At 67.5% G+C, this 14,760-nt stretch carries 12 protein-coding genes; 9 read left to right on the top strand and 3 right to left on the bottom strand.

What is annotated here, in order from left to right; all coding sequences use genetic code 11:
- Positions 1-63 precede the first annotated feature (63 nt).
- The gene (locus ACFYUV_RS23320) at positions 64-1,503 is read right to left on the bottom strand and encodes an acetyl-CoA synthetase (protein ID WP_387671232.1); all 1,440 of its coding nucleotides are present in this window, start codon (positions 1,501-1,503) and stop codon (positions 64-66) included.
- Between the two features lie 283 nt (positions 1,504-1,786).
- Here ACFYUV_RS23320 and ACFYUV_RS23325 point away from each other — a divergent pair, with 283 nt between their 5' ends.
- Entirely contained in the window at positions 1,787-2,917 is a 1,131-nt protein-coding gene (locus tag ACFYUV_RS23325) for a trypsin-like serine peptidase (RefSeq protein WP_387671234.1), read from the top strand.
- 95 nt (positions 2,918-3,012) lie between these two features.
- On the opposite strand, the gene ACFYUV_RS23330 is transcribed toward ACFYUV_RS23325, so the two are convergent.
- Positions 3,013-3,255: an SSI family serine proteinase inhibitor gene (locus tag ACFYUV_RS23330; protein WP_387671236.1), complete on the bottom strand. Its 243-nt coding sequence runs from the start codon at positions 3,253-3,255 to the stop codon at positions 3,013-3,015.
- Positions 3,256-3,601: 346 nt separating this feature from the next.
- Between ACFYUV_RS23330 and ACFYUV_RS23335 the strand changes: the two genes are divergently transcribed.
- The 3 genes from ACFYUV_RS23335 to ACFYUV_RS23345 all read left to right on the top strand — a co-directional run bounded on the left by ACFYUV_RS23335 (position 3,602) and on the right by ACFYUV_RS23345 (position 6,640).
- Positions 3,602-4,699, top strand: coding sequence for a trypsin-like serine peptidase (locus ACFYUV_RS23335; RefSeq protein WP_387671238.1), 1,098 nt, complete (start codon positions 3,602-3,604; stop codon positions 4,697-4,699).
- 198 nt (positions 4,700-4,897) lie between these two features.
- Positions 4,898-6,058: a hypothetical protein gene (locus ACFYUV_RS23340; protein WP_358288941.1), complete on the top strand. Its 1,161-nt coding sequence runs from the start codon at positions 4,898-4,900 to the stop codon at positions 6,056-6,058.
- Positions 6,059-6,445: 387 nt separating this feature from the next.
- On the top strand, positions 6,446-6,640 hold the full coding sequence (locus ACFYUV_RS23345) for a hypothetical protein (RefSeq protein ID WP_387671240.1): 195 nt from the start codon (positions 6,446-6,448) through the stop codon (positions 6,638-6,640).
- A gap of 333 nt (positions 6,641-6,973) precedes the next feature.
- Here the strand turns inward: ACFYUV_RS23345 and ACFYUV_RS23350 are convergent, their stop codons facing one another.
- A complete protein-coding gene (locus ACFYUV_RS23350) occupies positions 6,974-7,234 on the bottom strand; it encodes a GntR family transcriptional regulator (RefSeq protein ID WP_387671242.1) in 261 nt (86 codons plus the stop codon).
- Between the two features lie 140 nt (positions 7,235-7,374).
- On the opposite strand from ACFYUV_RS23350, the gene ACFYUV_RS23355 reads away from it, so the two are divergent.
- From ACFYUV_RS23355 to ACFYUV_RS23375, 5 genes are all read left to right on the top strand, one after another.
- Positions 7,375-7,590 carry a DUF397 domain-containing protein gene (locus ACFYUV_RS23355; RefSeq protein ID WP_358288950.1) on the top strand — a complete coding sequence of 72 codons (216 nt, stop codon included), beginning with the start codon at positions 7,375-7,377 and terminating at the stop codon, positions 7,588-7,590.
- A 420-nt stretch (positions 7,591-8,010) separates the two neighbouring features.
- The gene (locus ACFYUV_RS23360) at positions 8,011-8,805 is read left to right on the top strand and encodes an inositol monophosphatase family protein (protein ID WP_387671243.1); all 795 of its coding nucleotides are present in this window, start codon (positions 8,011-8,013) and stop codon (positions 8,803-8,805) included.
- A gap of 496 nt (positions 8,806-9,301) precedes the next feature.
- Positions 9,302-10,885 (top strand): trypsin-like serine peptidase, encoded by a 1,584-nt coding sequence (locus tag ACFYUV_RS23365; protein WP_387671245.1) that lies wholly within the window; start codon positions 9,302-9,304, stop codon positions 10,883-10,885.
- A gap of 439 nt (positions 10,886-11,324) precedes the next feature.
- The gene (locus ACFYUV_RS23370) at positions 11,325-12,920 is read left to right on the top strand and encodes a hypothetical protein (protein WP_358288957.1); all 1,596 of its coding nucleotides are present in this window, start codon (positions 11,325-11,327) and stop codon (positions 12,918-12,920) included.
- A gap of 181 nt (positions 12,921-13,101) precedes the next feature.
- The gene (locus tag ACFYUV_RS23375) at positions 13,102-14,685 is read left to right on the top strand and encodes a trypsin-like serine peptidase (protein WP_387671247.1); all 1,584 of its coding nucleotides are present in this window, start codon (positions 13,102-13,104) and stop codon (positions 14,683-14,685) included.
- Positions 14,686-14,760: the final 75 nt, after the last annotated feature.

A 14,760-nucleotide genomic window follows, 5' to 3' on the forward strand; every position in this document is an offset into this window, starting at 1 on the left:
GCGCAAGCCCTCGAACCCGGCGAAGTCGCCGTACGAGGTCACAACTTCACAACCTCGGCGGGATCACCAGGTGGCCACGTTGGGTCCGTCGCCCGCGACCAGGTCGACCCGCTGCCCCACGAGCTCCCGGGACATGGCGTCGGCCAGCAGCTCCGGCTCCAGCACGTGCGCGTGCGCCCGCCCGCCGGCCGGCAGGTCGACGACGAGGATGCCCTTGTCCGGCTCGCCGTCCGGGCCGTGCGCGACCGTGTAGCCGGCCACGGTGGCGGGCCCGGCGTACGAGCCCACGACGGGCACCCCGGCCGCCGTGAACACCGGGACGGCGTCCCCGGGCGGCCCGCCGGGCTCGCTGGACCACACCGCGTACGTGTGCTTCGTCAGGTGCATCCCCACGCCGGTCACCAGCCCGTGGCCCGGCTGCGCGCGCAGCAGCCCGGCCATCGTGGCCGTCGAGTGCAGCACGTAGTCGCTGGCCGGGCCGCCGGCGTACGGCAGGCCGCCGGTGACCGTCAGGCCGCGCCGGTCGTACGGGTCGAGCCCGATCGCGTCGCACGCCTGCCGCAAGGCGACGGCGAAGCAGCTGTACAGGTCGAGGGCGTCCATGTCGGCGAGGCCGAGCCCTGCGCGCCGGAAGGCGGCCTCGGCGGCGGCCCCGATCGCCTGCGAGGAGCCGAGCGCCGGCCGCGCCGCCACCTCCCAGGTGTCCTCGGCGTACGCCCAGCCGCGCAGGTAGACCCGCCGCTCGTCCGGCACCCCCAGCCGGTCGGCCAGCTCCGCGCAGGCCAGGACGACGGCCGCCGCCTGGTCGACCTCCATGACCGCCACGGTGTTCCTGGTGTACGGCCAGCCGACGAACCGGTTGCCCTTCACCAGCTCCTCGGGCGTGCGCACGGCCCGCCGCCACGCGTACGGGTTGGCCGCGGCCACCTCCGTCATCGGCGCCATCATCCGGCCCCGGTCGAGCATCTCCTCCTCGACCGTCATCCCGGCCGCCGCCCGCCGCGCGGTCTCCATGATCGCGTACGTGTGCACGGGCAGGAACAGGTCGTGCGCCAGCTCGGCGGGGTGCGGGGGGCGTTCCCAGCCGTAGGGCGGCTTGGGATCGGCGGCGTGGCTCCACGGCACGTGCTCGCCCGCCCGCCGGTAGGCCCGCCGGGTGGCCAGCGCCTCGGCCCCGGTGATCAGCGCGCAGTCCAGGTCGCCCGCCGCGATCCGGGCCGCGGCAGCGCCGATGAGGAGCTGCGGAGCCGTGCCGCTGACCTTGGAGTAGGCGGTGTGGCGCGGCGTGGCGCCCAGACGCTCGGCCAGCCGCCCGGTGGGCGAGTCGTACTGCCAGGAGTCGGTGTGGACGATCTGGATCGAGTCGAGCCGCCCGGCGGGCAGCCGGGCGTCTTCGGCCGCCTCGCGGGCGACCGATTCCCACAGATCGAGCGGTTCCGGGCCGGGCTGTTCGCGCGCGGTGCGTTGTGCGATGCCGATGAGACAGGGGGTGCGTGGATCCATACCGACATCTAACCAGAACAACATTCGGTTGATAAGCAGTGGCGTTTGATAATCAGCGTTACCGCTGGTGTCTCAGACTCTTTGCTACGCCTCTGAACTGCGGAGATGCTTTTTCTGAATACATGTGATTTCGCTATTTCCATAACAGAACGGAGGCGGAGCCGACCTTTTCGGGTCGCTTTCTGGCTGACGGGTTGCGTCATTCATTAGCGTGCTCAACGTTTTCCTGGCCCACCGGGGCGCAGCACCCCGCTCTGGGCCGCCGAGAACCGAGAGGAGTTCCATGTATTCCCGAGCAAGGCGCATCGCGATCCCCCTCGCCGCGCTGGTGGCCGCCGCCCTGGCCGCCGGCACGACCACCGGCGCCACGGCGGAGGCGACCTCGGCCCCCGACGTCGTGTCCAGGAACGCGGCGACCCCCGCCGAGCAGGCCGTGCAGTTCTGGACGCCGGACCGCATCAAGCTCGCCACCGACCACGACGGCGCGCTCGACGTGTCGTCCAGAGGTGTCAGGGGCGTCAGGGGCGGCGACCAGACCCCCGACGGGCCGCCCGGATCGGTCCCGCCGATCGGCGGGGAGAAGGTGAAGGCGGGCAAGAGCCGGCAGGTCAACCTGCCCAACACGGTCGGCCGCGTGTTCTTCACGCTGCCCCGGACCGACCCGCGCAACCCGAAGAACTGGCGGTACTGCTCGGCCAGCTCCGTACAGGGCAAGTACCGCAATCTGGTGGCGACCTCCGCCCACTGCGTCTACGACCCCCAGAAGAACACCTTCTACGACAACTGGATCTTCATCCCGTCGTACTGGGACGGCGACAACGTGTGGGAGGGCAAGGCGCCGTACGGCATCTACGCCGCCAAGACGTTCAACGCGCACGACGACTTCGTGGTGAAGGAGGACTACGACTTCGACTACGCGTTCGTCAACGTCTACAACGGCATCAAGGTGAGCTGGGAGAAGACCGGCAACCGGTGGCACTGGACCGTCAAGAACGCCGGCCGCCTCGGTGACAACGTCGGCGGCCAGGGCTTCACCTGGAACCGCAGCACGAAGCTGAACGTGTTCTCCTTCGGCTACCCGGCCGGCGGGCACCCCGACGGCGACAAGCCGTACACCGGCCGCACCATGAAGTGGTGCTACGGCAGGACGGCTCCGATGCCCGAGGCCAAGAAGTACGACCTGCAGGAGCAGATCGGCTTCAGGTGCTCCTTCACCGCCGGCGCCGGCGGCGGCCCGTTCATCTACGACTACCGGAACTCCACACGCACCGGCTACCTGGTGGGCGTGAACAGCGTCGCGTGGGACACCGACGGCAACAACCGCTACGACCACATCTCGTCGCCGTACTTCAACACCGACACCTACGACGTCTACAAGGCCGCCGCCAACCGCTGGATCGGCGACATGCCGTGATCCGGCCCGGCAGTCGAGGCCCCGGATCCTCCTCGGCGGGATCCGGGGCCTTCCCCGGTCGTCGCTCTCCCGGGCGTACGCCTCAGAACCGCGCCTCAGACGCGGAAGACCGGGCCCGTGGCGACGGCGAGGGCGCAGGCGTTGGGGAAGATCTGCGAGTAGCGGTAGCGGTCGCCGTCCCAGACGCCCTCCGCCCGTACGTCCACCGGCTCGTAGTCGGCGGTGCAGGAGACCCCCGTGCGACCGCTCAGACGGGCCGGGTTCCCGCCCACCTGTTCGAGAGCGGAACAGGCCGCGACCTGCCCCGGCGCGACCCGGCCAGGGGTGCACTCCAGCACGCCCTGCCGATCTCCGACGCTGATCCGGAAAAGCCTTTGGTCCTTGTGCGACGTCCGGACATCGGGCGGCCCGGTCGTGGCGTTCGCCACTGGAGCGGCGGCGAATGCGGCGCAGGAAAGCGCGATGATGCAGAGAATTCGGTGCATAGGCGCAGCCTCTATCAGCCCTCTGACCTGGGGCAACGACCGACACGCGTGATCATTTACGCGTATCGGGAGGGATCGGCTGATGGTGTCCTTATCGCACACGGTGCACTCTTGATCAGGTAACGAATCTCTATCCGGGCTGCAATACAGGCAGTTGATCTGGAAAAATCCACCCTTACGACCCTAAGAAAGGCATTTCATGATCTCCCGGGCCAGGCAACTGGCGGCGGCCGCCCTGGGCGGCGCGCTGCTGTTGCTGCCTGCCTTCACGGGGATCGCGAACGCCGCGCCGGCGAGCCGGGTCTTCGGCGTCACGCTGGCCAAGACCGCCGCCGACATGAAGAAGGTCGCCGACTACTGGCGTCCCGACCAGCTCAAGCAGGCCGACAGCTACAGCCCCGCCACGCCGGGCGCGCAGGCCGCCCCGACGTCCTCGGCCGGCGCCGCCTCCGGGCCCGCCTCGCCCGTGACGGCGGTGCGCCGGACGTCCGCGACGCAGGGCATCGCGCCCGTGCCGCCCAAGCAGGGGGGCGCCGGCAAGACCATGGGCAAAGTCTTCTTCAAGTTCGGCGCCAAGCAGTACTGGTGCTCGGCCAGCGCGGTCGCCGCCCGCAACCGCAGCGTCGTGGCCACGGCCGGCCACTGCGCGTACGACTCCCGCCAGGCCAAGGCCGCCGAATACTGGATCTTCGTCCCCAACCCCGGGCCCAACGGCGAGACGCCCGACGGGATCTACGTGGGCGCCGCGCTCAGCATGCACGAGGACTGGTCCGGCAAGGGCGACTACGACTTCGACTACGCGTTCGTGACCGTGCACCGCGGGTTCGTCTGGGAGCAGGCCAAGGACGGCACGTACACGATGAAGGACGTCGGCCGGCTCCAGGACAACGTGGGCGGCCAGGGGCTGGAGATCAACCGGAAGCCGGCGGCCGCCACCATGACGGCGTTCGGCTTCCCGGCCGGCGTCCAGCCCGACGGCAGCCGTCCGTTCGACGGCAAGACGCTGCGGACGTGCCAGGGCAGCGTCACGTACTGGACCGTGGCTCCCGCGCTCGACCTGCAGAAGGGCGTCCGGCTCCAGCCGTGCGCCTTCAGCCCCGGCGCCAGCGGCGGTCCCTGGCTGGTCGAGTACGACGCGGCCCGCGGACTCGGCAACCTGAACGGCGTCAACAGCCTGACCTGGAACAGGGACGCCAAGGGCGCCTACGACGCGGTGTCGTCGCCGTACTTCGACACGACCACCGCGGAGGTCTACCGACGCGCCGCCGCACTCACCACGCCGGGAAATGTGACGTAAGTCACATGCAACCAGGTGATCACAAGACGTGATCAGCCGATCCATTGATCTCGGTACGGTAACGGCACTGGGTGGGAGCGCTGACTTGATCTACCGAAAATTTCCATTCGCCCTGTCAGCGTTATAGGTTCCGGGTCGTCCGTTTGCTGAATTTCGGGGTGCAAGAGGCGCCTCCTGTCAGCGCAACCTGGAGTTACCTTGAAGCGAATCCTCCTCCCCGTCGGCGGCGCGGTCGTGGCGACCGGCCTTCTGGCCGCCGGGCTCTCCGCCACCGCCCAGGCCGACGGCGGCGTCTCCAACGACCCGATGGCCGGCAGCAACTCCCAGGCCGCCTCGATCGCCTCCTTCTGGATCGCCTCCAACGGCGCCGCCCTCCGCCAGGCCACGCAGTACACCTGGGACTCCAAGGAAGTGCGGAAGGTCGTCTCCAAGGGCGGCTACGACCCCGACGGCCGTCCCGGCATGACCGCGCCGACCGGCGCTCAGAAGGGCGGCGCGTCCCAGAACGTGAACCTGCCCAAGAGCATCGGCAAGGTCTTCTTCGTCGACGGCTCCGGCAAGTTCCGCTGGTGCTCGGCCACCTCCATCCAGTCGGGCAACCGCAACCTGGTCGCCACCGCCGGCCACTGCGTGTACGACACGGACAGCAACAGCGACACGCTGTCCAACTGGGTCTTCGTCCCGGGCTACTACCAGGGCAAGGCCCCCTGGGGCATCTACGTGGGCAAGCAGGCCTTCACCCACTACGACTTCGACAACTACGAGGACTACGACCGCGACTACGCGTTCGTCACCGTCTACAACGGCATCCAGTTCGACGGCGTGAAGCAGGTGGACCGCAAGGACTTCGAGCGCTTCAGCGGCCCGAAGCGCGCCTGGGGCGGCCACTACTACATCCTGCTGTCCAAGGACGCCGGCCGGCTCGGCGACGCCGTGGGCGGCCAGGGCTTCGCCTGGAACCAGCCGACGGGCAAGTTCGTCCGCACCTTCGGTTACCCGGCGGCCCCGCACCCCGACGGCAACAAGCCGTACAGCGGTGTCACGCCGAAGCACTGCTACGGCAAGACGACGGCCAAGACCGTGGGCGCGTCCTGGCTCAAGATCGAGGAGCACGTCGGCCTGAAGTGCGCCGTCACCCCCGGCTACGACGGCGGGCCGTGGCTGCTGAACTACAGCAACGCCAAGCGCCTCGGCTACGTGAACGGTGTCACCAGCACCTTCGCCGACCAGGACGGCAACGACCGCATCGACTACATCACCTCGCCCTACTTCGACGGCGAGACGGCGGCCGTGTACAAGGCGGCCACCAACTTCCCGTCGGGGAAGATCGTGGGGCCTAACGGAGAGCTCTACAAGTAAGCCCTCACCAGGGGAGAGAGGGCCCCGGCGTTGCTCCTTGCCGCCGGGGCCCTCACCTGTCCCCCCTCCGAATCGACTCCCCCAGGGAAGGCGCTCCGCGCCCACAAGGGCTCAGTCCCTTCCCGATCAGGCGCCTACCGGCGCACCCCACGCGCCTTCGGCGCCATGGAACTCCCGCCGTCACCGCCCACCCCACCGCGGACGGAATGCCCCACCCGCGTTCCTGACACTCCCGCTGGAAGCTCGCTGGGCATCCGTCGCCGGCAGGGCTTCTTGGGAGCCCATGTCCGATGAACCCGCCCCGGCCACAACCGTTCTTGTGCTGCCTGTCGAATCCGCAGCGTTTCGGGGCGTGATTCGCCAGCCCTTGTGGCGCAAGATGTCGGTATGACCGAGGATCAGGACGAGCCCGCGACCGCTCCCGCCACGACGGCACCGGAGGTCACGATCACCCTCGACCCCCACGTCAAGGCGTACGTCGACCGAGCGATCGAGGACGGTGAGTTCGCATCCGTGTCCGCGGCCTTCAACGAGGCGATGCTGGAACGCATGCGCCGCCGCCCCCGCGTCCGCAGCTGGTGACCGCGAAAGGCAGAACAAGCGGGCGGGACGCACGATCGGCCCGCTGACTACCGAACGGCGACGCGATCGCCCGCCGGCGCCGTCACCGGCGAATGAGCGGCCAGATACCCGCCAGCGCCCCGGTGTCGTCCGGCCCGCTGGTGTACGTGGGCGCCCCCTCCGCCTTGACGTCGTACCGGTTGACGAGCGCGACCTGCGCACCCGTATCGACTCCAGCTGGGCGTCGCCCGCGGCAACGCCCGGTGGACGATCAGACGCTTGACGGGCACGACCTCCCGGCACCGACGAGGCGGCTGCCCGCGCCCCAGAGCGAGCATCCAGTGCCACGCCCACTCACGCGGAACCGCGCGACACGAACGTCCCCCGCCCATGGACGACGACCAGCAGGCCACGCTCCGCCAGATCCTTGACCGCGCGCCGGACCGTCACCCGGGAGACGCCGTACTGGCTCGCCAGCTCCAGCTCGGCGGGCAGCTTGGCGCCGGGGGCCAGCAGGCCGGAGGCGATGTCGGCCTGGACGTCCTCGGCCAGTTGCCGCCACACCAGGTTCGGCCCGACATGGTCGATGCGGTCGCTTTTGTCCACCAAGGCCATAGAAAAACGCTAAGGGACGCAGAACCTACGAGGACAAATGACTACCTCATCCAAGGTATGGAGAGGTCCTATCATGTCTAGTGCTTGTATCTTCCAGCCGATCCCCCCGCGGGCCGCTGACGAGACGAAAGGAAGCACTCATGACAGACCTGTACCGCGGCAACCTCGATGACGTGCCCTTCACCCAACTTCGCGGCGGCGGCCCACCGGGCGACCACGTGGAGACCTGCGTCCTGATCGCGCAGATCCCCGGCATCGACGACGCCTACGCACTCCGCGACTCCAAGAACCCCGACGCCGGAACGCTCCGCTTCACCGGCACCGAGCTGCGCGCCGCGGGAATCGCCACCATCTAGCAGAGACCGAGACAGCCGCCCCTGCCCGAAATCAAGGCCCAAGGACCGAAACGAGCAGGGGCGGCCCCGCCGACCACAGGGGAGCACCATGCACTGGCACGCCTCCTGTAGACCGGCAACGGCCACGTTCGAGGTCCCCGAACCGGCGACCAGGTGGCTGGCGGCCGAGTACGGGAAGACGCGCGACCAGCTCCAACCGCCTGAGGGGATCCCCTCCGGGAACGGCTGGCGACGGCCCTCGACCTGCTCCCCCGAGGCGTCGACGTGCAGTGGGGGGAATGGCGCAAGAGCGCCCGGTTCCTCACGATCGGCGTGATCTGCTGCCCGAACCGGCACGTCTCCCATTCATGCCCGATCAACCGCCCCCACGGACGAAGGCCCCCTTCAGCCCCATAGCACCCGATGTCTAGCATGGGCCCCATGCTGATCGACGCGGTGACCGAGATCCTTCGCGAGACCGCCGAGATCGCGATCCTCCCCCGGTTCCGCTCCCTCGCCGCCGGTGACGTCTCGGAGAAGACACCGGGCGAAGTGGTCACCGTGGCCGACCGCGAGGCCGAGGAGCTGATCAGCCGCCGCCTCCGCGACCTCCTGGACGCCCCCGTGGTCGGCGAGGAGGCGGCCTCGGCCGACCCCGCGCTCCTGTCCGCCCTGCACGACGCCCCCACCGCCTGGCTGGTCGACCCCCTGGACGGCACGGCCAACTTCGTCGCGGGCCGCCCCGAGTACGCGGTGATGGCAGCCCTGGTCCGGTCGGGCCAGACGGTCGCGTCCTGGATCGTGCGGCCGGCCGAGGACGACGTCTACGTCGCCGAGCTCGGCTCCGGAGCCTGGCGGAACGGCATCCCCGTCCACCGCGCCGCGCCTCCCGCCGACCCCGCCCGGCTGCGCGGCGCCGTCCTCACCCGCTTCCTGGACGACGACGCCAAGGCCCACGTGGCGGCGGCCGAACCCCGCTTCGCCGCCCTCACCCCGGGGACGAAGTGCGCCGGCGTGGACTACCCCCGCCTCCTGAACGGCGACCAGGACTTCCTGCTGTTCCACCGGACGCTCCCCTGGGACCACGCGCCGGGCGTCCTGCTGCTGACGGAGGCCGGCGGCGCCGCCCGCCACCTCGACGCCACCCCGTACAGCCCGTCCGTCCCCAGACCGGGCCTGCTCAACGCAGCCGACGCAGCCTCCTGGCGAACGGTCCGCACCATCCTTCTCCCCTGACACCTGGGGGTCGCGGCTGCCGCCGCCCCTCGCTTCGCCGTGCCCGAAAACGACAAACACCCCAAACAGTCGCATAGCACGCAGGGCGTGTTGGACCCGAGCCCCCTACGAAATCGGACAGATTGTCGAAACCTGAGGGATCCTGAGCCGAACCTGAAGATCACCTGTGAGTGACAGGCCGATTTAGACGAATGGGGCCCCAATCTGGTTCCTGTGATCTGGATCACATTCATGCGATTACACAGCGCAACGACCGGCTAACGGAACTTTCGTCCCGACCGTCAAATCCCCTACAGGTCCAGCGAAAACATCACCTTCCGGTAACGTCACGCCAAAGCCTCTGACAGATAACAGCACGATAACGGCGGAAACGCCCCTTACCGATCCCTCCAGAACGGCTTTCACCTGCGGAGATCACTGGCTATGTTCCTTGCTATCCCTTTACTGACGCATGGGACGCATGTTGCGACCCACGACAGACCAAGGAGCAGTTCCCTTGAAGCGCATCCTCATCCCCGCCGGTGGCGCCATCCTGGCTACCGGCCTCCTGGCCGCCGGCCTCGCCGGTACGGCCTCGGCCGACAGCGACATCTCCACCGACGCGATGGCGGCGAGCGCGGCCAACGCGAAGGCGATCGCCGGTTTCTGGGCCGAGAACAACGGTGCCGCCCTCCGGGCCGCCACCGAGTCCAACGTCTGGGACAAGGCGGACGTCGCCAAGCTGCAGAGCAAGGGCGGCTACAGCGCCGACACCAAGCCGGGCACCACTGCCCCGATTGGTGAGGAGAAGAAGACCACCGCCAAGACGCAGAACGTCAACATGCCGAAGACCATCGGCAAGGTGTTCTTCGTCAACGGCAAGGGCGAGAAGAAGTGGTGCTCCGCCACCTCGCTCCAGTCGAAGTACCGCAACCTGGTCGCCACGGCCGGTCACTGCGTCTACGACACCGGCGCCAACGCCGACGTCATGTCCAAGTGGGTCTTCGTCCCCGGTTACTACCAGGGCAAGGCTCCGTGGGGCATCTACGTGGGCAAGCAGGCCTTCACCCACTACGACTTCGACGTGTACGAGGACTACGACCGCGACTACGCGTTCGTGACCGTGTACAACGGCGTCTCCCTCTCGACCAGCGCGGTCCAGGAGAAGCAGGTCCTCAAGTCGGAGTTCGACAAGTTCGAGGGCAAGAAGGACGTCAAGTCCACCGAGCTCAAGGACATCCCCGGCGGCAAGACCGCCGAGCAGCAGTACAAGGAGGGCCTGGACAAGTACGGCCCCAACGGTGGCTTCCGCGCCGAGACCACCACGACCGAGGAGGCCTCCGGCGGTAACTTCACCGACGCGATCCCCACGGTCGACAAGGTCGAGGTGACCGAGGGCCAGTACAACGCCGCCCCCGCCGCCAACGAGAACCCCCGCCTGTGGAAGAACGGCGACAAGGGTGCCATCAAGAACACCCCGCTCACCGAGGCTCAGTACAAGCAGAAGCTTGACGAGAAGGCTGCGGGCAAGGTTCTCGGCAAGGTCTACAAGGACGCCCAGGGCGACTACTGGCTGACCCAGTACTACGTCGTCCAGTGGTACAAGGTCACCAAGACGACCCGGTACTACCACGACTCGTTCTTCATCTACACCGGTGGAGACGTCGCGGCCAAGGACGCCGGTCGCCTCGGCGACAACGTCGGCGGCCAGGGCTTCGCCTGGAACCAGCCCACGGGCAAGTACGTCCGCGTGTTCGGCTACCCGGCCGCGCCGCACCCCGACGGCCACAAGAACTACACCGGCATCACGCCGAAGTGGTGCTACGGCAAGACCACCAAGAAGCTGGTCGGTTCGGCCGCCAAGAAGATCGAGGAGCACGTGGCGCTCAAGTGCGCCATGACCGAGGGCGCCGACGGTGGTCCTTGGCTCCTCAACTACAGCAACTCCAAGCGCCTCGGTTACGTGAACGGTGTCACCAGCACCTTCAACGACCAGGACGGCAACAACCGCGTGGACTACATCTCCTCGCCGTACTTCGACGGTGAGACGAACGTCGTCTACAAGGCCGCTGCCAACGTTTGGTCCGGCAAGATCGTCTGATTGACGGCTTCCGACGGGCGGTCCTGACCGCCCGTACGAACCGTCAGCAACCGAAGGGCTCGGCATCCGCCGGGCCCTTCGGCCTTTCCGGGCCGGAAAGTGAAGGCGTTTGGACGCATGCGGCGCCGAAACGGTGCCATCAGGCCGATGTGATCTGCGTCACACTGCTCTCGCGGACCCGATCAAGGCCGAGCGGCGACCCCGCAACCGCCGCCCGCCCCTCGTTCATGTTGATCAGGGCAAACGCCCTCAAGCCCGACTTCCCCTGACTCCTGCGCCACAACGCCCTAAACATCACAGAACGATAACGCCCGGCTTGTCGCATCTTTTCCTCTCAAAGCGGCTACCCGACTTCAAGATCGACACTGTATGTTCCTGGCTATCCCTTTACTGACGCATGGGACGCAAGAGGCGTTCCACGACAGCGCAAGGAGTTACCTTGAAGCGCATCCTCCTCCCCGCCGGTGGCGCCATTCTGGCCACTGGTCTGCTGGCCGCCGGCCTCGCCGGTGCCGCTCAGGCCGACCCGGACGTCGACGCCGCCGCTCTGGCTGCCAGCCAGCAGAAGGCTGCTGAGATCATCAACTTCTGGACCAAGTCCGACAACGCTGCCCTGCGGCAGGCCACGGCCTACTACTGGGACAACAAGGACGTCAAGAAGATCGTGCAGAAGGGCGGGTACGTCGCTGACGGCAAGCCCGGCTCCACCCCGCCGATCGGCGCCGAGAAGACCGTCACGGTCAAGTCCCAGAACGTGAACCTGCCGAAGTCCATCGGCAAGGTCTTCTTCGAGGGTCGCGACGGCAAGCTGTACTGGTGCTCCGGCACCTCCATCCAGTCGAACTACCGCAACCTGGTTGCGACGGCTGGTCACTGCGTGTACGACATCGCCGCCAACGACGAGGTCGTCTCCCGCTGGGTGTTCGTCCCGGGTTACTACCAGGGCAAGACCCCGTGGGGCATCTACGTGGGCAAGCAGGCCTTCACGCACTACGACTTCTCGAACTACGAGGACTTCGACCGCGACTACGCGTTCGTCACCGTTTACAACGGTGTCAACCTCAACTACAGCAAGGTTGAGTCGCACCAGGTCACCAAGGCCGAGTACGACAAGTTCGAGGGCAAGAAGGAAGTCAAGTCCACCGAGCTCAAGGACATCCCCGGTGGGAAGACCGCTGAGCAGCAGTACAAGGAGGGCCTGGACAAGTACGGCCCCAACGGTGGCTTCCGCGCCGAGAACGTGACCTCCAAGGAGCCGGCTGGCGGCAACTTCGAGGACTCCGTTCCCACCGTGGACGAGGTCGAGGTGACGGAGGGCCAGTACGCTGCCGCCCCCGCCGCCAGCGAGAACCCCGGCCTGTGGAAGAACGGCGACAAGGGCGCCACCAAGAACACCCCGCTCACCGAGGCTCAGTACAAGCAGAAGCTTGACGAGAAGGCTCAGGGCAAGGTGCTCGGCAAGGTCTGGAAGGACAACCTGGGCGACTACTGGCTGACCCAGTACTACGTCATCCAGTGGTACAAGGTCAGCAGCGCGACCAAGTACTTCCACGACTCGTTCTTCATCTACCCGGGTGGGGACCTGTCCCTGACCGACACGGGTCGCCTCGGCGACAACGTCGGTGGCCAGGGCTTCGCGTGGAACCAGCCCACCGGTAAGTACGTCCGTACCTTCGGCTACCCCTACGCCAAGCACCCCGACGGCTCGAAGCCCTACTCCGGCGTTACGCCGAAGTGGTGCTACGGCAAGACCGGCGCGAAGGCGACCAAGGTCCCGAGCCTGAAGATCGAAGAGCACATCTCGCTGAAGTGCGCCGTCACCGGCGGCTACAACGGCGCCCCGTGGCTCCTCAAGTACAGCAACGCCAAGCGCATGGGCTACGTCAACGGCGTGACCAGCGTTCTGTACGACACGGACAACAACGACCGCTGGGACTACATGTCCTCGCCGTACTTCGACGGTGAGACCAACTCGGTCTACGCCGCCGCGGCGAACGTGTGGTCGGGCACCATCCTTCCGAAGGCCGACAGCTGATCTTCGGACGGATACCGGGCTGAGGGTCCAAACCTCCGCTCAACCTAGCTTCACCCGAAGGGCTCGGCATTTGCCGGGCCCTTCGGCCTTTTCTGGCGAAAACTGAGACGATCCCTTACCAGAGTGACAAGAGGGTCGATAGGGTTTTGACGCCCTTCTTGACAACTTCGTGGAGCCTCCCTTGAAGCGCCTGCTCATCCCCCTCGCCGCCGCCGGCTTGAGCGCCGCACTCCTTGCCCAGCCGTCCAGTGCCGCCCCTGACTGGGTCACCGACAACCTGATGCCCAAGCCCGCCGACGCGTACGGCACCGCCAAGTTCTGGCTGGGCGCGAACGGCGCGGCCCTGCGCAAGGCGACGCAGTACAACTGGGACGCCAAGAACGTCTCCAAGCTGGTCGCCACGCAGAGCAAGGACGGCGCCCCCGACGGCAAGCCCGGCCTGACCGCTCCCACCGGCACGCCGAAGCCCACGGCCAGCAAGAACGTCAACCTGCCCAAGACCATCGGCAAGGTGTTCTTCGTCGACCACGCGGGCCGCTACCGCTGGTGCTCGGCCACCTCCATCCAGGCTCGCAACCGCAACCTCGTGGCGACCGCCGGCCACTGTGTGTACGAGACCGGCAAGGGCGTCTACGCCAAGTGGATCTTCGTGCCCGGCTACTACCAGGGCAAGGCTCCTTGGGGCGTCTACGTCGGCGCCTACGCCTTCACGTCCTACGACCTCGACACCTACGACGACTACGACGGCGACTTCGCCTTCGTCGCGGTCCACAACGGCTTCTCCCTGGTCGCCGAACAGGCCGAGGGCAAGCAGGTGCTGAAGTCGGAGTTCGACAAGTTCGACGGCAAGAAGGACATCAAGTCCACCGAGCTCAAGGACATCCCCGGCGGGAAGACCGCTGAGCAGCAGTACAAGGAGGGCCTGGACAAGTACGGCCCCAACGGTGGCTTCCGCGCCGACAACGTGACCTCCAAGGACGCGGCAGGCGGCAACTTCGAGGACTCGGTCCCCACCGTGGACGAGGTCGAGGTGACCGAGGGCCAGTACAACGCCGCCCCCGCCGCCAACCAGAACCCCGCCCTGTGGAAGAACGGCGACAAGGGCGCCACCAAGAACACCGCCCTCACCGAGGCCCAGTACAAGCAGAAGCTTGATGAGAAGGCTCAGGGCAAGGTGCCCGGCAAGGTCTGGAAGGACAACCTGGGCGACTACTGGCTGACCCAGTACTACGTCGTCCAGTGGTACAAGGTCAGCAGCTCGACCAAGTACTTCCACGACGCGTACTTCATCTTCCCGGACAACGCCAAGGCCAAGGACATGGGCCGGCTCGGGGACGTCGTCGGCGGGCAGGGCTTCGCGTGGAACCAGCCGCGCGGCCAGAAGGTCACCGTCTTCGGCTACCCCGCCGCCCCCCACCCCGACGGCGACAAGCCCTACACCGGCGTGACCCCCAAGTGGTGCTCCGGCACGACCGGCACCAAGACGTACCAGGTCAACACCTTCCGGGTGGAGGAGCACCAGGTGCTCAAGTGCTCCATGACCCCCGGCGCCGACGGCGGCCCCTGGCTCATGAAGTACGACAACGGCAAGCGCACCGGTTACGTCAACGGCGTGACGAGCATGTTCCACGACCAGGACGGCAACGACCGGATCGACTTCATCAGCTCCGCCTACTTCGACGGCGAGGTGGCCGACGTCTACAACAAGGCCAACTACGCCGAGACCAAGAGCATCGTCGGCCCGAACGGCGAACTGCTCGACTAGCGACGCCGAAGCCCCGGGCCCGCCGAAGAGGCGCCCCGGGGCTTCGCCCGTCCCGAAGCCGCCCCGGAGCCGCCG

It is taken from the genome of Nonomuraea sp. NPDC003560 (assembly GCF_042878785.1).
GTDB lineage: Bacteria > Actinomycetota > Actinomycetes > Streptosporangiales > Streptosporangiaceae > Nonomuraea.